General features: G+C 33.0%; 15 protein-coding genes. 7 read left to right on the top strand and 8 right to left on the bottom strand.

Annotation, left to right across the window (positions count from 1 at the left end; genetic code table 11):
• Positions 1–5 precede the first annotated feature (5 nt).
• The 6 genes from ACNC7R_RS08570 to ACNC7R_RS08595 all read left to right on the top strand — a co-directional run bounded on the left by ACNC7R_RS08570 (position 6) and on the right by ACNC7R_RS08595 (position 7,168).
• On the top strand, positions 6–1,298 hold the full coding sequence (locus ACNC7R_RS08570) for a glycosyl hydrolase family 8 (protein ID WP_417940524.1): 1,293 nt from the start codon (positions 6–8) through the stop codon (positions 1,296–1,298).
• 27 nt (positions 1,299–1,325) lie between these two features.
• Positions 1,326–2,450, top strand: coding sequence for an alpha/beta hydrolase-fold protein (locus ACNC7R_RS08575; protein ID WP_417940526.1), 1,125 nt, complete (start codon positions 1,326–1,328; stop codon positions 2,448–2,450).
• A 211-nt stretch (positions 2,451–2,661) separates the two neighbouring features.
• Positions 2,662–2,799: a hypothetical protein gene (locus ACNC7R_RS08580; RefSeq protein ID WP_417940527.1), complete on the top strand. Its 138-nt coding sequence runs from the start codon at positions 2,662–2,664 to the stop codon at positions 2,797–2,799.
• A 45-nt stretch (positions 2,800–2,844) separates the two neighbouring features.
• Positions 2,845–4,008 (top strand): alpha/beta hydrolase, encoded by a 1,164-nt coding sequence (locus ACNC7R_RS08585; protein ID WP_417940528.1) that lies wholly within the window; start codon positions 2,845–2,847, stop codon positions 4,006–4,008.
• 62 nt (positions 4,009–4,070) lie between these two features.
• Positions 4,071–6,254, top strand: coding sequence for a TonB-dependent receptor family protein (locus ACNC7R_RS08590; protein WP_417940529.1), 2,184 nt, complete (start codon positions 4,071–4,073; stop codon positions 6,252–6,254).
• Between the two features lie 251 nt (positions 6,255–6,505).
• Entirely contained in the window at positions 6,506–7,168 is a 663-nt protein-coding gene (locus ACNC7R_RS08595; RefSeq protein WP_417940530.1) for a M15 family metallopeptidase, read from the top strand.
• Position 7,169: 1 nt separating this feature from the next.
• On the opposite strand, the gene ACNC7R_RS08600 is transcribed toward ACNC7R_RS08595, so the two are convergent.
• From ACNC7R_RS08600 to tsaD, 8 genes are all read right to left on the bottom strand, one after another.
• Positions 7,170–7,733, bottom strand: coding sequence for a hypothetical protein (locus tag ACNC7R_RS08600; protein WP_417940532.1), 564 nt, complete (start codon positions 7,731–7,733; stop codon positions 7,170–7,172).
• On the bottom strand, positions 7,730–8,917 hold the full coding sequence (locus ACNC7R_RS08605; protein WP_417940534.1) for a THUMP-like domain-containing protein: 1,188 nt from the start codon (positions 8,915–8,917) through the stop codon (positions 7,730–7,732). The genes ACNC7R_RS08600 and ACNC7R_RS08605 overlap by 4 nt, the downstream gene beginning before the upstream one ends.
• Before the next feature lie 2 nt (positions 8,918–8,919).
• Entirely contained in the window at positions 8,920–10,011 is a 1,092-nt protein-coding gene (locus ACNC7R_RS08610) for an AI-2E family transporter (RefSeq protein ID WP_417940535.1), read from the bottom strand.
• Positions 10,012–10,116: 105 nt separating this feature from the next.
• Entirely contained in the window at positions 10,117–11,076 is a 960-nt protein-coding gene (locus ACNC7R_RS08615) for a zinc metalloprotease (RefSeq protein WP_417940536.1), read from the bottom strand.
• 155 nt (positions 11,077–11,231) lie between these two features.
• A complete protein-coding gene (locus tag ACNC7R_RS08620; RefSeq protein WP_417940537.1) occupies positions 11,232–11,726 on the bottom strand; it encodes a TrmH family RNA methyltransferase in 495 nt (164 codons plus the stop codon).
• Between the two features lie 10 nt (positions 11,727–11,736).
• Positions 11,737–12,375 (bottom strand): DUF4159 domain-containing protein, encoded by a 639-nt coding sequence (locus ACNC7R_RS08625; RefSeq protein ID WP_417940538.1) that lies wholly within the window; start codon positions 12,373–12,375, stop codon positions 11,737–11,739.
• 17 nt (positions 12,376–12,392) lie between these two features.
• Positions 12,393–13,106 carry a 16S rRNA (uracil(1498)-N(3))-methyltransferase gene (locus tag ACNC7R_RS08630; RefSeq protein WP_417940540.1) on the bottom strand — a complete coding sequence of 238 codons (714 nt, stop codon included), beginning with the start codon at positions 13,104–13,106 and terminating at the stop codon, positions 12,393–12,395.
• Between the two features lie 2 nt (positions 13,107–13,108).
• Positions 13,109–14,131 (bottom strand): tRNA (adenosine(37)-N6)-threonylcarbamoyltransferase complex transferase subunit TsaD, encoded by a 1,023-nt coding sequence (gene tsaD, locus ACNC7R_RS08635; protein ID WP_417940541.1) that lies wholly within the window; start codon positions 14,129–14,131, stop codon positions 13,109–13,111.
• Between the two features lie 191 nt (positions 14,132–14,322).
• Here tsaD and ACNC7R_RS08640 point away from each other — a divergent pair, with 191 nt between their 5' ends.
• Positions 14,323–18,819 carry a translocation/assembly module TamB domain-containing protein gene (locus ACNC7R_RS08640; protein ID WP_417940542.1) on the top strand — a complete coding sequence of 1,499 codons (4,497 nt, stop codon included), beginning with the start codon at positions 14,323–14,325 and terminating at the stop codon, positions 18,817–18,819.
• Positions 18,820–18,873: the final 54 nt, after the last annotated feature.

Raw genomic sequence — 18,873 nt, forward strand, 5'->3', positions numbered from 1 at the left:
TAAAAATGAATAAAAAATCTAAAAAAAACTCGCGCGCTAAAATTTCTATTTTAATACTTATTTTCGGATTTTTTGTTCCGGTTTTAGCCATCTGCCAGAATAAAAAGAAAGCAGAAAAATCAGACTCTGAAATGCCGCATTATCGTAATCTGTTTAAAGAAGCAGGATATAGCCAGGACGAAATAGATAAAAAAGTTGCCAAAGCTTATTATGATGTATTTGAAGGCCCTAACAAAGTTTATTTTGAAGAAGGCGATTCTTTAGGATATGTTTCTGATGTTAAAAATAAAGATGCACGTACTGAAGGAATGTCATACGGAATGATGGTTGCCGTTCAGTTCAATAAAAAAGATGTTTTTGATCGTCTTTGGCGCTGGTCAGTAAAATACATGCAGCATCAGAATGGACCAAGGGAAGGTTATTTTGCATGGAGCGTAAATCCTGAAACCAAAAAACAAAACTCTCCTGGCTCTGCATCAGACGGAGAGCTATATTACATAACCAGTTTGCTTTTTGCTTCGAACAAATGGGGGAATGATACAGGGATTCATTATTATAATGAAGCAAGAAGGATATTAGATGCCATGTGGAAAAAAGAGGGTACAGGTAATATCTATAATATCATTAACACAGAGCATAAACAAATATCATTTGTGCCGGAAGGACGCGGATACGAATGGACAGATCCATCCTATCATGTTCCGGCATTCTATGAAATATGGGCTTTGTATGCCAAAGACGGACATGAACAGTTTTACAAAGAATGTGCTGAAGTTTCCCGTAATTTTCTGCATAAGGCATGTCACCCTGTAACAGGCTTAAATTCGGATTATACAGAGTTTAGCGGAGAACCACATCCTACACCATGGATGCCTGCCGGATTTCGTTACGATTCCTGGCGTGTTCCTATGAATATCGCTATGGATTATACCTGGTATGGAAAAGATAAAAAGTGGCAGGAAGAATATGCTGTAAAATTTCAAAACTTCCTTAGGTCGAAAGGAATAGAAACGTTTGTAGATCAATACAATCTTGATGGTTCCACACCAGATTTTATTCTACAGGCCGGACCAGTCAAAAAACTCAGACACTCAATAGGATTAGTAGGAACTTCGGCAACAGCATCATTGGTCAATCCAGATAAAAAGAGTATGGATTTTGTTCATGCGCTTTGGAACGCTAAACTGGAACCTTATGAAGATGGTTATTTTGACCCCTATTATGATGGGTTAATGTATCTCTTTAGCCTGATGCATCTTAGTGGTAACTACCAAATTATACATCCAACAGTAAAATAAATTTTTAATCTAAAAAAATAAAAAAATATGAAACAATATGCAGTTGTAATGCTATATGCATTTATTTTATCAGGTTTTGCCGGTTTTTCACAAACAAGTCAGGCCTCCATTGCTGAAGATTTTAAACCTTCAACAGTTAATCAGCCAGGTCAGGAATATCCTCAGGTTAATTCTCAGGGTTATGTCCGATTTCAAATTTTGGCTCCTGAAGCCAAATCTGTTGTTGTAAGTCTTGGTTTAGGAGGAGCAAAAGGGGGCACTGCTCTCTCCAAAAGCGAAGATGGCTATTGGAGAGGCACTACTGCTAATATCATGGATGAAGGTTTTCATTATTACCATGTAACTGTCGACGGAGGTGTTTTTAATGATCCGGGAGCACTCAATTTTTATGGCTCTACACGCTGGGAAAGCGGTATCGAAATTCCGGCACATGATCAGGATTTTTATGCTCTAAAAGATGTTCCGCACGGAAATGTACAGCAAATTCTTTTCTCTTCAAAAAGTGCCAATACTTCACGAAGAGCTTTTGTTTATACTCCGCCTGGGTACCATAAAGATAAAGCTAAACAATATCCGGTTTTGTATTTACAGCATGGTTGGGGAGAAGATGAAACTGCCTGGAGCAATCAGGGGCGTGTAAATTTAATCATGGATAATTTGATTGCAGAAGGTAAAATAAAACCATTTATAATTGTAATGACTTACGGAATGACAAATGAAGTGAAATTTGGTGGTTTATCAAGTTTCAAAATAGAGCCTTTTCAAACTGTTCTTGTAGATGAATTAATTCCGTATATTGATTCTAATTTTCGTACACTAGCTAATCATGCTAATCGTGCAATGGCAGGTTTATCAATGGGAGGCATGGAAACAAAAAGTATAACACTTAATAAACCTGAAGTTTTCTCTCACTATGCACTCCTTAGTGGCGGAACTTACAAACCTGAAGATATTAAGGATAAATCAAAAGTAAATCTTATCTTTTTAAGCTGTGGAAGCAAAGAACGTCCAGATGGTGTTAAAAACGCTGTATCAGACCTTAAAAATGCGGGTTTTAATGCTGTTTCCTACGTTTCTGATAACACAGGACATGAGTTTCAGACCTGGCGTCGAAGCTTTAAAGAGTTAGCTCCACTTTTATTTAAACAGTAGATTTTAATTGTATGAAGCGATTAATCTAAACATTTGCTGATGAATTATTTACCGGCCTAGCTAATATTTCATCAGCACTTATTTGGATCAATAAATTAAAATCTGAATAATGTACAAACGGAATAAAGCCTCAGCAATTCTTTTTAATTCCAAAAGAGTTTTATCGAAAGAATACTTTTTAGCTTGGATCATAATTACAAAATAAAACTACATGGCTGCAGTAGTTCCGGGACTTAGCTTTCTGCAACCGGACTATTTAGAAAATAAAGACGAATCACATTTTTTATGGGGCGAAAATCAATGTACTACTGATGGAGGACCTGTTATGTTTTTCTTGCAAATGCTGTAAACGATTTAGCTTTATAAAACAATAAACTTTAAAAAGAACTAAAGAATGAAACAATTACTTATTATAATTGCTATAATTTCCTGCATGTATCCTCAATCTGTTGTAGGTCAGGAAACAACAATAACAGAAGATTTTAAACCTTCAGCAGTCAATCAGCCTGAAAAAAAATTTCCTCAGGTTAATTCTCAGGGTAGGGTTCGCGCCAGTATTGCTGCGTCAAATGCCAATAAAGTCCAGCTTGATCTGGGAGGTGTTAAGTATGATCTTGTAAAAGATGCCAATGGCGTATGGACTGGGGATTCTAATCCTCAGGATGAAGGATTTCATTATTATCAGCTAAATATAGACGGGGCTTCTGTTCCGGATCCGGGAACTTTATATTTCTATGGTGCTGGTCGATTAGGAAGCGGAATAGAAATTCCTGCTAAAGATCAGGATTTTTTTTCGCTAAAGAATGTACCTCATGGTCTTGTCAGCGAAAATATTTACTTCTCAAAATTAACAAATTCATTTAGACGTTGTTTTATCTATACTCCACCAGGTTATAATGAAAATATTAAAACACGTTATCCAGTTCTTTATTTACAACACGGAAGTTTTGAGGATGAAACAGGTTGGTCTTCCCAAGGTAAAGCAAATTTGATTTTAGACAATCTGATTGCTGCAAAACAAGCAACTCCTATGATTATTGTAATGGATAACGGATATGCTTATAAACCACAAAATAATCAGGGGGACAAAAAAGAGCAATCAGCATCTGTTTTTGAAGAGGTATTAATCACAGAAGTAATTCCAATGATTGACACAAAGTTTCGAACTATCGCCAATCGTGAAAACAGGGCAATTGCCGGCCTTTCTATGGGAGCAAATCAAACGATGAGAATTATGATGAATCACTTGGAAACTTTTTCTCAATACGGCGGATTTAGTGGAACGTCAAATTATCCGAGTACAGACGCAATTGATGTTTCGACATTCTTAGACGGAAAATATAAAGAGGGCGATGCTCTCAATAAAAAAATAAAACTTTTTTGGTTAGGCTTAGGTACTAAAGAGCCTAGTCCTTTTCCAAAATCTGTTGGCGCATTTCGGGCGATGTTAGATCAGCAAAAAATTAAATATGTATATTATGAATCGCCTGAAACGGCTCATGAATGGCTTACATGGCGAAGATGTTTATATCAATTTGCTACAAAATTGTTCAGGTAAAATTTTGATATCAAATAATCAGACAATTTTAGTTTACTGAAAAAATAAATCAGTATTATATTATGAAGAGATTTTTGTTTATCACGGCAATTTTGGCGAATGCAACTGTTGCTGTTGCTCAAACAGCAAATGACACAGTAAAAACGCACCATCTTGCTCCTGTAACAATTGAAGGCAATAAAACAGCACAAGATATTCAGCGGCTTGAACCCATACAAGGAACTTATATTTTTTCTGGAAAAAAAACTGAAGTGATTGACATGACACAAAAAAATGCTGCCATAACTGAAAAATATGGCCGGCAGATTTTCGCAAAAATACCAGGAGTATTCGTTTATGATATGGACGGAACAGGCAATCAGTTAAATATTTCTACCCGCGGACTTGACCCTCATCGGAGTTGGGAATTCAATATGCGTAAAGACGGGATTATTACTAACTCTGATATGTACGGCTATCCAGCCAGTCATTACAATACTCCTATGGAAGGGGTTGAACGTATTGAGTTGGTTAGGGGGACAGGCTCACTTCAATATGGTGCACAGTTTGGCGGTATGCTTAACTATGTGAGCAAACAGCCGGACACGATTAAAAAAATTACTTTTGAAACAATAAACACATTGGGTTCATACGGTTTGGTAAGCACGTACAACAGTATATCTGGTAAAATAGGCAAGTTTCGTTACTCTGCATGGATAAATGGGAAATGGATAACAGGTTACAGGGAAAACAGTGATTCGAGTTTTGATGCTCAGGGCGTATCTGTTTTTTATGATGTTACAAAAGATTTAAGCTTTAAATTAGAATGGACGCATTCAAACTATATTACACATATACCAGGACCGTTGACTGATAATATGTTTAAGGACAATCCAAAAATGTCAACGCGCTCAAGGAATTATTATCAGCCAAATATTCATATACCGTCCTTAACAGCTGATTGGAACATCGATTCTTCAACAAAACTGCGATTCACAAGTTCTGCTGTTCTGGGAGAAAGAAATAGTGTGATGTTTGATAAACCCGCCAACATTCCTGACGAGATTGTGCCTGCTACCCTTGAATATAATAACAGACAAGTGGATATTGATCATTTTAACAGTTATACAACAGAGTTGAGGGTACTCCGGTTTTATAAATTTCTAAATCAAACCAGTTCAATTGCGGCAGGAATACAATATATGAATAATGACTTGCACCGACAGCAGCAAGGCAAAGGGACAACGGGAACGGATTTTGATTTATCGCTTGTATCACCAGACTGGGGCAGAGACCTGCATTTTAAAACGAGCAATATCGCATTTTTTGCAGAGAATCGATGGCTATTTACCAAACGATTCTCCTTAAACACAGGAGTTAGAATAGAAAAAGGGGAAACCAGTATGAGTGGTATTATTAATGGTTATTCAGATACTGAATTGCCAAATAAAATCAGGCATAGCTTTCCTTTGTTTGGTGTAAGCTCGCAATATGACATAGCAGGCGATATTAATTTTTATGCAGGATGCTCACAAGCTTACCGACCTGTAATTTTCAAAGACATCATTCCACAATCTGTTTATGAAGTGAGTGACAAAAACTTAAAAGACGCTTACGGATACAATGCAGAATTTGGTTTTAGGGGAAAATATAAATTTCTAAAATGGGATCTAACAGGTTTCTGTCTGCAATACAATAACCGTATGGGAACGCTTGCACAAACTGATACAGAAGATAATCTTATTATTTTCAGAACTAATATCGGTGACTCGCGGACCACTGGGCTTGAATTGTTTTTGCAAGGAGATTTCTCTTTAGGAAAAAAAGCCAGTTTATCTATTTTTACATCTACTTCTTTCATGGAGGCTCGCTATCAGGATGCTACAATACGATCAGGCAATAATAATGTAAGTGTTAGCGGGAACAAGGTTGAAAGTGTTCCCAAATGGATTTCAAGAAACGGGATTACTGTCAATTATGATGTAATTAGTTTATCTGCATTATACAGTTATACTTCTGAGAGTTTTGCAGATGCATTTAATACTAATGTCCCGTCTGCAAGTGGCGCAGTAGGATTAGTACCGGCATATCAGTTGCTTGATTTAAATCTTTCAGTCCGGATTACAGAAAAAATAAAGTTTCAGTTTAACGTTAATAATGTCTCAAATGAACCGTATTTTACCAAGCGACCACAATTTTATCCGGGGCCAGGTATATGGCCATCAGACGGAAGAACTTTTTCCGGAACTCTATCCATAAAAATATGATAAAAACCATAACATGACCTTCTCCATTACTAACTGATGCAAAGTTTATTCTTTTTATCTGTACAGAAATGCCTTTATCAGTAATCAGTTCATTTTTAAAGTAAAGTAATTTTTAAAATAAAATTTTTATCATGCAGTACGCTCTCATTTCCGAATACTTAAGAATAAAGGTATAAAGTAAAATGTTATGATTTGAGAAGAGATATAAAAAATGTTTTGTTATATTTACCTAAACACAGTTACTATAAACAATGAAATCAAAAGTACAGGTAATTTCATATTCTAATTTTTTATTTTTTTTAGTTTCTTTTTTTTCGATAATTTCTTCAAGTGCTCAGAACGAGTTACATGCAGGTGTTTCTCTGACTGATACTACTTTCGTCAATTTAAATGACTACTGTAAAGATTTTATCTACGATATGAAATATGCTACTGAGGATAATTTTTTAAAAGCGAAAGTGTATGATTGTGCGGAATGTTTTTTGCGTTTAAAGACTGTTATGGCTTTGGTAGAAGCTAATAAGGATTTCATGAAGAAAGGCTATAAAATTAAACTTTATGACTGCTACAGACCATTATCTATTCAGAAAAAAATGTGGCAGATTGTTTCAAATCCGGAGTATGTGGCAGATCCTAAAAAAGGCTCCATCCATAACAGAGGAGGAGCCGTTGATATTTCTTTAGTTGATTCTAAAGGTAAAGAAGTTGATATGGGAACTCCATTCGACTTTTTTGGGATTCAGGCCAGTCATAATTATACTAAACTTTCTAAAGAAGTATTATCGAACAGGAAATTTCTAAAAAAAATAATGGTTAAAAACGGCTTTAATTCTTTTGATTCAGAATGGTGGCATTATAATTTAAAAACAGGTTTAAAAGATAAGGTTTCTAATCAAAAATGGGATTGCGAATAATTTATTCAACACATCTGATATTTTCCATAAAATAAGTAGCAGGCTTATATTTTTTTCCATTCATCTCTGATGTAATTTGATCTCTTATGATATAGTCTTCTGTTGCCGTTAAGTATTTAATTCGCATAATGGTTACGGGAGATTTCTTGAGTTCTTCATAATTATCTTTCATAAACATAAAAATACCGCTATTGATTCGGTTGTTAAAATCCTTATCATGAAGAAGTGTTCCACAATTTTCCTGATTAACATGTAGTAAGGTAACAACTTTACCATTCTGTAATTGCAAAAATACTTTTGAGTTTTTATCAAAACAATTGGCTTTTATAAAATCCTTGCTTTTTTGAATTAATTGTAAGTTTAATGTTGGCAAACCGTCAGTTTGTGCCAAAGAAAAAAAGATATAATCAAAGGTGTTTCCAAAGTTTTTTTCACTTACCAAATATTCATTTGTAACTTTATATGTACCGATTGAATCTGTTACATTCGTACTGTATTCGCAAGGTTTTTGGGCAAATGAGGTATAAGTTAACAGAAAAAAAGCTAGTGTAATTAAGTATTTCATTTTTGAGTTATTTTTCTGCAAATTAAAACTATTTTGTTATTATTTTTATCAGTTGTAAAAAAACAATATAAATTCCCTCCATTTTTTATGTTCCATTTTTTTCGGATGTTTTCTACTGATTCAGGAAAATTACGTGTGGTAATATTTGCCTGTTGATTCAAAAGTGCCGTTTTCATATCATTTTTGCTATATGAAATCACTTTGTCGATTTCAAAAGTTCTTCCAGGAAAATCAATTAACTCATCCGAAGTATATAAATGAGAATGTTTATGGAGTTTGTTCATTTCAAAAGCAATGCTTACGTTATCAAATCCACCTGATTTCATAATCGCAGCGTTGGGTTCGTAAAGATATTTTTTGGGCAAATCATAAAGAGGATAAGAGATTTCTTCGTCTAAAAGAAATTCAAAAGTTTCTGTTTTTTCTTTTAAAATATTAGCCGTTTTTAAGGTTATTTTGCCTGAATAATCTTTGTGAATTTCAAAAAGTAGTTCCTTAACTTCGTTCTCCAGTGCAATAATATGAATGTTCTTAACATTTTTTAATTCTGTCAATCCCGCTGAAATATCTAACAGCGGAGCAGTTTTAATTAAAATTGAATCAGATTTTTCAAAATAAAAATCGAGCAGTTCGGGAACATTTGGTAAACAGTCTTTCAGCATAAAAACTTTCCCCTTGCTATCATTTCTTCGCGACGGATCAATATAAATCCAATCGTATTTTAATTCTGATTCATTTAAGATATTTGTAGAATCTGTAGCGTAACAAAAGCAATTTTTCACACCAAATTGTTGAAGATTATGTTTCACGATAGCAGATAAATCTTCATTAATTTCGCAATGTGCAACTACTTTAAAAGTTTTCGAAAAATAATAATCATCAACACCGAAACCGCCAGTTAAATCAATTAAAGATGTTCCAGAAATTAAAGCAGCTTTGTAAGCAGCTGTTTTTTCTGAAGAAGTTTGTTCAACTGAAATTTTGTTTGGATAAATTATATTTTCTTCCGCAAACCAAGTCGGAAGTTTTTCTTTAGCTTTTGTTCGCGCTTCAATTTGATTTAAAATTAAAATCCAATCCACTTCTGGAAACGGATTTTTATGCAGCGCCAATTTTGTTACATCTGCACCAGTATTTTGAATTATAAATTTCTGTATATCTGGATGCAAAATAGAGGTATTCAAAGCTAAATTCTTTCGGTTAATACGGACACAATTTTATTGTCAGGAAAAAATTCTTTTAAAATTACTTTAATCATTGTAAATACCGGAACTGCTATTATCATACCAACAATTCCAAAGGTGATTCCGCTGATCAAGATTACTAAGAAAATTTCTAACGGGTGCGAATTTACACTTTTTGATGAAATTATGGGCTGACTAATATTATTGTCAATCGCTTGTACTATCAAAAAGCCTATAATTACATAGATTGTTTTTGGTACTATTTCAGATTGAAAATCCTGACCAATCATACTAATCATGGTTAAAATCCCCGCCAATGTAGTCCCGATGATTGGTCCTAAATATGGAATTATGTTTAAAATTGCGCATAAAAAAGCAATCACAAAAGCGTTTTCATTTCCAAATATTAGCAATACAATTAAATACAGAATAAATACCACGATTAATTGTAAAAGCAAACCAATAAAATATCTTGTTAATAAGTGGTTTATTTTTGTGATTGAATTCAGAATTTTATCTTCATTCGAATCAGGAAGTACTCTTCTGGCTTGATCTTTAAAAACATCCTGATCTTTGATAAAAAAGAAAGTGATGAAGAAAACGGAAACCAATCCCATTCCCATATCGGCCATGAAATTAATAATTGAATTGATAAATCCAGTAAAATAACTAAAATCTAATACCGAAGTAAGTTTTGAGTCTTTTATAATTTTATTTAAGTCAATATCCTGAATATTAAAGTAATTTTCAAGATGTTTCTCAGTTTCTATAAATTTTGTCTGAAGTTGACCGGTATCTAATAGTGCCAAATTATTTGCCTGTGAGATAATTAAAGGAACAAACAGAAGAATAAAACCCACAATCAGAAATATAAAAAGTACGATTGTTGTTGTAGCAGCCATCGAATTGCTGAATTTTAGTTTATTTTTTAAAAATAAAACTAACGGATTTGCAATTAAGCATAATAGTAAAGAAATACATAAATATACAATTACGGTTTGAATTTCATATAAAAAGTATAAAGTGATGCCAATTATTAAGATTGTAGCTAAGGCTCTTAAAATTCCTCTCGAAATGGTTTTTGACGTGATCATGTTTAAAATTTAGAATATAAATATAGGAAAAAGCATTCTAAAATCTAGGCTTAAACAAAAAAAGCGAGATGAAAACATCTCGCTTTGATTTAGTTTTTACTTTAACTATTGTGCAAATGAGGCTCTTGCTCCTCCAGTTGTAAAAATAGCTGATATTCGGTTTTTCTGTCCGGTTGTAAACATATACATTGCATTATCATTGGTATAATCCATATAGTTCATTGTCATTTCTACAGGCGTTCCAGAACAAGTACTGTAGTGTGGGTAAGCAGGAACACCGTAGTTTGCTTCATTGTGTGTAGGAGTATCCGCTACTAAATCGCTTCCGCAAGTTGCATCTCCCCAAATATGGCGTAAATTCATCCAGTGACCTACTTCGTGAGTGCCTGTTCTTCCTAAATTAAAGGGAGCATTAGCCGCACCAGATAAACCAAAATATCTGTAATCAATCACAACACCATCTGTTGATGATGATCCTCCGGGAAATTGCGCGTATCCCAAAATGTCATTTCCAATAACACATGACCATATATTAAGTTTTGTTGTAGGAGATGTTGGTGCTAAACCGCCCTGAGCAGTTTTTTTCATCGCATCATTTGTTCCCCAGGAAGTTTTAGTTGTAGATTTTCTAATAATTTGATCTAAAACAAAAGTGATTCCGATGTTTGCTTTCACTCCTGAGAACAATGCAGGTACATTATTGTAATCTGAGTTTAAAGCATTGAAGTCTTTGTTTAAAACATCAATTTGTGATTGAATTTGTGCATCCGAAATGTTTTGAGCAGCTGTTCTGTACAATACATTCACTACCACAGGAATTTCAATTTTACCATTCACTAAACGACCTGTAAATTTATCCATGGAATGTTTAGCTGTAAAAGCTTCAATTTCATTCATTTTAAGAGCTAAAGCAGGATTAGCTTTTAATTGTGTTTCTAAAACTTCTTGCGACGCACAGCCACGTCTTGAAGCTACATTTACATCAGGATCTGAAGATTCTGTCTTGTCATTTTGACACGAAAACAGCATTAGTGCTGTGAAGGCGGAAAAAAGAATTTTTTTCATAATAAAGGGGTTTTGTTATAAAATAATTGATAAGTTAAATATTACACAATTTTATAACAAAAATTATATTTTACAAAATTTTAGTAACAATTTGTTTACCAGAAATTTACAATCCCTTATGTAGTCTAGTTCTTATAAAGATGTTAAAATTTATTTTAAGAGGTTAATTCGTACAAAGCTATACTTGTAGCCTGAACAACATTCATGCTGCTGTTTTTTCCAAACATTGTAATATGAACAATTTGATTTGAAATTTTTAAGAGATTACCAGAGATTCCATCAATTTCGCTTCCTATCAAAAGTGCTATTTTTTTATCAACTGGAATTACAATTTCTTTTAAGGGCTTGCTGTTATGAGTAATTTCTAAAGCAATAATTTCAAATTGATTTTCAAGTAGATATTGAATTAGCTCATCTGTTTCCTCAATAACAGTATGAGGGACATGAAGATGCGTGCTTCTTGAAGTTTTATTTATTTTTCTCGGATTTAACGGAATATCTTTTCCTAAAAAAATGATTTTTTCAATGCCAAAAGCTTCGCTAATTCTAAAAAGAGAACCAATATTTTGCTGAAAGTAGATATGATCGCAAACGAGGGTTATGGGAAATGTTTTATTTTCAAATTGATTTTCTTCGTGAGTAAGCTGCACTTTGTATAGATTAATTGGTAAAAATATAATTGATGATATTGGCACCCATTTTTAATGCCTTTTGGCGTACTTCGGCCGGATCATTATTGACTTCAGGATCTTCCCAGCCGTCACCAAGATCACATTCGTAAGTATAAAGTAAAACCAGCTTATTTTCTACAAAAATTCCAAAAGCCTGGGGTCTTTTTGCATCGTGTTCGTGAATTTTAGGCAGTCCGTTAGGAAAAGGAAAAGGTTTTTGGAAAATAGAATGATTAGCCGGAATTTCAACTAAACTATTGTTTGGAAAAATTTTTTTTATTTCTTTTCTTATATATTGATCCATACCGTAATTGTCATCAATATGAAGGAAGCCGCCTCCGTTTAGGTAGTTTCTTAGGTTGGTTACATCAGCATCACTAAAAACAACATTTCCATGTCCTGTCATGTGCACAAAAGGATATGATAGTAAATCTGGATTTGCTGGTTCTACTGTTGATGGTTTTGCTTTTATTTGAGTATGAATAGTCGAATTACAAAACCGAATTAAATTTGGCAGTGAAGTAGGATTTGCATACCAGTCTCCGCCGCCACTATATTTTAATAAAGCAATTTCTTGTGAAAAAGAAGAAACTGAAGCTAATATAAATACACAAAATATTTTTTTCATATCAATTTTAGAGTCGGTTAATTTGATATTTCATTAAAAAACACAACGCTATGACAGGCAACAACCGCTGCGGTTTCAGTGCGTAAACGTGTATTTCCTAAAGTAACGGGCTGAAAATTATTTTCAATAGCCAATGTAATTTCTTTTTCAGAAAAATCACCTTCTGGGCCAATCAAAAGTGTAACATTTTTGTTTGGTTTTAATGCCTCCTTTAGCGATTTTTTATCTGTTTCTTCGCAATGTGCGATGAACTGTAAGCCTTCGTTTTTTTGTTTGATGAATTCTTTAAAAGAAATTGCTTCGTTTAATTTTGGTAAAAACGATTCATTGGACTGTTTCATTGCTGAAAGAATGATTTTTTCAAATCTTTCCTTATTGATTACTTTTCTTTCAGACCGGTCGCAGATAATTGGCGTGATTTCCTGAATTCCGATTTCAGTTGCTTTCTCTAAAAACCATTCGAAGCGTTCATTCATTTTAGTTGGAGCCACCGCCAGATGCAAATGAAATTTTGGTTCAGGAGATTTTTCTATCGAACGGACTTCTACAGTGCATTTGTTATCAGAAGCAAGCGTAATTTCAGTTTCAAATAATAATCCCAGACCATTTGTAACGTGAAGGATATCTGAATCTTTTTTACGTAAAACCTTAATAATATGACGGCTTTCTTCTTTGTCGAAAGAAAAAGTTTCAGTTGTCTCGTCTATATCCGGATTATAAAATAACTGCATAATTAAAATTGAATTCGGGCTTTAGAAACTACAGATGAAGTTTCAAAATGACCTGATAAATATTTTTGATAACCAACAATTCCTATCATTGCGGCATTGTCTGTAGTGTACTCAAATTTTGGGATAAAAGTTTTCCAGCCATATTTAGCCTCACTTTCTTTTAATCGGGTTCTGATTCCTGAATTAGCAGAAACACCTCCGCCGATGGCAATTTGTTTAATACCGGTTTCTTTTACCGCTATTTTTAATTTATCCATCAAAATTTCAATGATTGTATATTGAATGGAGGCACAAATATCATTGAGGTTTTCTTGAATAAAATTTGAATTTTTCTGTTTGTTATTCTGTATAAAATATAAAATGGCTGTTTTTAAGCCAGAGAAACTAAAATCCAGACCGGAAACTTTTGGTTTTGTAAACTGAAAAGCTTTTGGGTTGCCATCTTTGGCATATTTATCAATCAAAGGACCGCCCGGATAGGGAAGTCCAAGAATTTTGGCACTTTTGTCAAAAGCTTCTCCAACAGCATCATCTGTAGTTTCGCCAATGATTTCCATATCAAAAAAACCATTCACTTTTACAATTTGGGTATGTCCTCCACTAATGGTTAGTGCTAAAAAAGGAAACTCCGGTTTGTCGAATCCTTCTTCATCAATAAAATGCGCCAAAATATGAGCATGCATGTGATTGACAGCAATTAACGGAATTTTTAAAGCCAGCGACAATGACTTGCTAAAAGAACTTCCAACCAGCAAAGAACCCATTAAACCCGGACCTTGTGTAAAAGCAATAGCTGTTAATTGATCTTTTTGTATATTAGCTTTGCGTAATGCGGCATCGATTACAGGTACGATATTTTGTTGATGTGCTCTCGAAGCCAGTTCAGGAACAACACCCCCATATTGATTGTGAATTAACTGATTTGCAACAACATTTGAGAGTACTTTGTCGTTATGTAAAACCGCGGCGGCAGTATCATCGCAGGAACTTTCGATGGCAAGAATAAAAACCTCTGAATTTTGCATATAAAGGCACAAATTTTGAATTATATTTGACAAATCAAATTTTTAACTTTGTTTAATCGTAAAACAGAAGCCAAAATTAAAGAATTTTTATCAAAACAGCCGTTGTTTGTCTGTTCAAAAATGAATTTTAAAATAAACTAAAAATAAAAGCAGTTATCAAAAAAGTAAAGAAAATAATATCCAGAACCCTTATGGGATTAGTTTTACTCGTTTTGGTAGTTGCTATTACTTTGTCTTTACCATTCGTGCAGACAAAAATTGCCCATTATATTGCAGATAGGCTTAACACTGATTTTAAAACCAACATCAGTATCGAAAAAGTAGCAATTAATGCTTTTGGTGGTGTTAAACTTAAGAAAGTATTAATCTTAGATCATCACAAAAAAACGTTAATCTACTCCGATATTATTACCACTGATGTATTAAGTGTAACCAGACTGATTGATGGGGATTTAATTTTTGGGGATGTTCGTTTAACGGGATTAATTTTTAACCTGAAAACATATAAAGACGAAGATGAAAATAATATTAATGTTTTTATACGATTATTTGAATCAGGTAAACCTACAAAATCAAGTAAACATTTTCTTTTGACAGCAAAAAATGCTTATATATCGCAAGGTTCATTTTCTGCTGTTGACGAAAACAAGAAGACTCCAAAGATTATAGATTTTAAAAACCTGAATACTTATATTAGTGAGTTTAAAATTTATGGTTCTGAAATCAATACGAATATTCACAGATTTTCTTTTCTCGATCACAGAGGTCTTTATGTTTCAAATTTAAGTTCAAAATTTAGTTATAGCAAAAAACAAATAAAGCTCGAAAATTTAGATATTACTACCAAAAGATCATCTATTTATGGTAAGGCTATTTTAAATTATCAGGTAAAAGATTTCTTAGAATTTACTGATAAAGTCAGGTTTGATGTCGCATTAGACTCTGCTTCATTAGCTTCAAATGATATTCGTTATTTTTATGCTGGATTAGGTAAAAATCAGCATTTTAAAGTTAAAACTAAAATACAGGGGCCGCTGAACAACCTTAATTTAAAAAAGTTAAGATTAAGTGATAGAAACGGGACAAGAATTATTGGAAATATCAATTTTAAAAATCTTTTGGGAAGCAAATCCCAAAAATTTTCTATGGATGGTAAATTTGATAAACTCATTACCAGCTACGATAATTTAGTTGTTTTATTGCCAGATGTCTTAGGAAATAAACTTCCTAAAGAACTGAAAAGAATTGGTAAAGTTAATATAGTTGGAACTGTAAAAGTGTCAACTACAGATTTAGAATCAAAATTCAAAATGGCCAGCGATCTCGGTAATGGAGAAATCGACCTGCATATGAATAATATTGATTTTATAGATAAAGCTTCCTATTCAGGAAATATTGTTCTGAATAATTTTGACCTCGGAACATTATTGCAAAGGAAAGATATAGGTAAAACGACTCTAAACTTAAACGTTGATGGCATCGGATTTTCTAAGAAATATTTAAATACAATTGTAAAAGGGGATATTTCAAAACTCGATTATAATAAATATACATACAATAATATTGTTGTAAATGGCAATTTTAAACTACCTTATTATAAAGGACAGATTGCTGTTAACGATCCTAATTTAAACCTGACATTTGATGGTTTAGTTGATCTCAGCAAACGTGAAAATAAATATGATTTTCATATTAATGTAGAAAATTCAGATTTGAGAAAACTTAAAATCGTTAATGATTCGGTTTCCAGCTTTACAGGTGATGCAATTGTGCAGGTGAGCGGGAATTCTCTACAAAGTTTACATGGAAATATTTTTATAAAAGATGCTGTTTACCAAAATCCAAAATCAACATATGCTTTTGATGAAATAACGGTAAATTCAAGTTTCGATTCAGACAATTTGCGTACCATAACTGTTAATTCAAATGATGTTGTAAATGGGAAAATTGTAGGGAAATTTCAATTTGACCAATTAGATAAGTTGGTTATGAATTCTGTCGGAAGTCTTTATACGAATTATAAACCTTACAAAGTTAAAAAAGGTCAATTTCTGCGTTTTAATTTCCATGTTTACAATAAAGTGGTTGAAATGTTGTACCCGGATATTCAAATTGATTCAAGTACGGTGATGCGTGGTAAGATCGATTCTGATAAACAGGAATTTAAGTTCAGGTTTAATTCGCAAAAAATTACAGCTTCAGAAAACACATTCGATAATATTCGTGTTAATATTGATAATAAGAATCCACTGTATAATGCTTTTATCGAACTGGATAGTATTAAGACGCCGTACTATAAGATTCGAGATTTTAATTTGATTAATGTGACGTCAAAAGACACCTTGTTTGTTCGTTCTGAATTTAAAGGTGGGGCAAAAGGCGAAGATTATTTTAATCTGAATCTCTATCACACGATTGATAAAAATAAAAATAACGTAGTTGGAATTCATAAATCAGAAATGAAATTTAAGGACTATTTATGGTATTTGAATGAATATGAGGAAGATGATAATCAGATAGTTTTTGATAAAAAATTTAAAAATTTCAACATTGACAACATTATATTGTCGCACGAAAATCAAAAAATAGATTTAAATGGGGTTATAAAAGGAACAGATTACAAAGATCTTGTTCTGAATTTTGAAGATGTAGATATTAATAAAATTACTCCTTTAAACAATAAATTTGTTATTAATGGTAAATTAAACGGAAATATAAATTTCAAGCAGAATAAAAATATCTATCAGCCTACTGCTACTATTGAAATTGATAATCTAAACTTAAATAAGATAGATTTAGGAACGTTAAAGTTTGATATCTCAGGGGATGAAACATTTAAAAAATTCACTATAAATTCCTCTATTCAGAATAATTTTGCCGAATCCTTCAAAGCAGAAGGAAGTTTCTCTATTCAAAATAAAGAGACTTTATTAGACTTAAACTTAAAGCTTGATAAATTTAATCTGGCTGCTTTGAGTACCATTGGCGGGGATATTTTGTCTAATATACGAGGGAGTGTATCAGGAAATGCGGCAATTGCAGGTCATCTTAAAAAGCCAGAAATTAACGGAAGACTGTATGTTGAAAAGGCAGGAATGACAGTTACTTATCTTAATACAGATTATGAGTTAAATAACAGAACTGTAATAGATTTGACCGATGAGAAATTTTTGTTCAGAAATAATCAGCTAACAGATACTAAATTTGGAACAAAAGGTTTGTTAAACGGAAGTATAGAGCATAAAAAATTTGGAGACTGGAAATTAGATTTAACTATAACGTCAAAACGATTGCTGGCATTAGATACAAAAGATAGTGAGGATGCTGCCTATTTTGGAACAGCTTTTATAAATGGTGCTGCAAGTATAAAAGGGCCAACTGAGGCATTGTTTATTAAAGTAGATGCAAAATCTGAGAAAGGAACTGAGATCAAAATTCCAATCAGCAACGTTCAAAGTGTGGGCGAAAAAAGTTTTATACATTTTATAACACCTAAGGAAAAGTATAATTTAGCAAATGGTATAGTTGAGCGAACAAAAAACTATAATGGTCTCGAATTAGAATTTGATTTTGATATTACACCAGATGCTGAAATTGAAGTGATTTTAGACAGGGATTCCGGACATGGGATGAAAGGAAAAGGATATGGATCGTTATTGTTTAAAATCAATACGCTAGGTAAGTTTAATATGTGGGGGGATTTTCAGGCTTATGAAGGAACTTATAATTTTAAATACGGCGGATTAATTGATAAAAAATTTGCTGTTAGAAAAGGAGGCTCAATTATTTGGGAGGGCAATCCTATGAGGGCACAATTAAATTTGGAAGCTGTATATAGAACAATAGCAAACCCTGCAGTTTTATTGGAAAACTCTTCATTCAATAAAAAAGTTCCTGTCGAAGTAGTTATTGGTTTAAGAGGCGATTTAGCCAGTCCAGAGCCTAATTTCGATATACAGTTTCCTTCTGTAAGTAGTGTTTTAAAGTCAGAAATACAATATAAGCTGGATGATAAGGACATTCGTCAGACCCAGGCCTTATATTTATTATCAACGGGTTCTTTTATGAGTACGGATGGTTTTAGCCAAGGAGATTTATCAGGGACATTTGCTGAAACAGCTTCCAGTTTATTAGGTGATATAATAAAATCAGACAATGATAGAATTAATGTTGGTTTTAATTATGTTTCTGCAGACAGACGTATAGGGCAGGAGGCTGATGGACAGGTAGTGGCAACAGTATCATCACAAGTTAATGAACGCATTACTATTAATGGAAAAGTAGGAGTGCCTGTAGGAGGTATAAATGAATCGGCAATAGTGGGAGATATTGAAGTGCAATATCGTATTAATGAAGACGGGACGGCTAATTTGCGTTTGTTTAATAAAGAAAATGACCTTAGCTACGTGGGTCAGGGTATTGGCTACACGCAGGGTGTAGGTATTAGTTATGAAGTAGATTTTGATACTTTTAGTGAGTTAGTTAATAAAATCTTTAAGAAGAATAAATTAGGAAAAACCAGTAAAGGCTCAAATGATATACAAGATTCTAATCTGAACCCTGATTATATAAATTTTACAAACGCTAAAAAAGAAGCAGAAAAGGATAAAAAGAAACCTGAAAAAAAGGAAGAAAAACAAGAAAACAAAAATAACAATGAGGGATTAATTCCTGATAATGATTATTAAACAGAATTTTAAATTTTAATAGATTTGCACGATCTTTTAGTTTTATGAATGATC

The organism is Flavobacterium adiutor (assembly GCF_048282555.1).
Taxonomy (GTDB): domain Bacteria; phylum Bacteroidota; class Bacteroidia; order Flavobacteriales; family Flavobacteriaceae; genus Flavobacterium.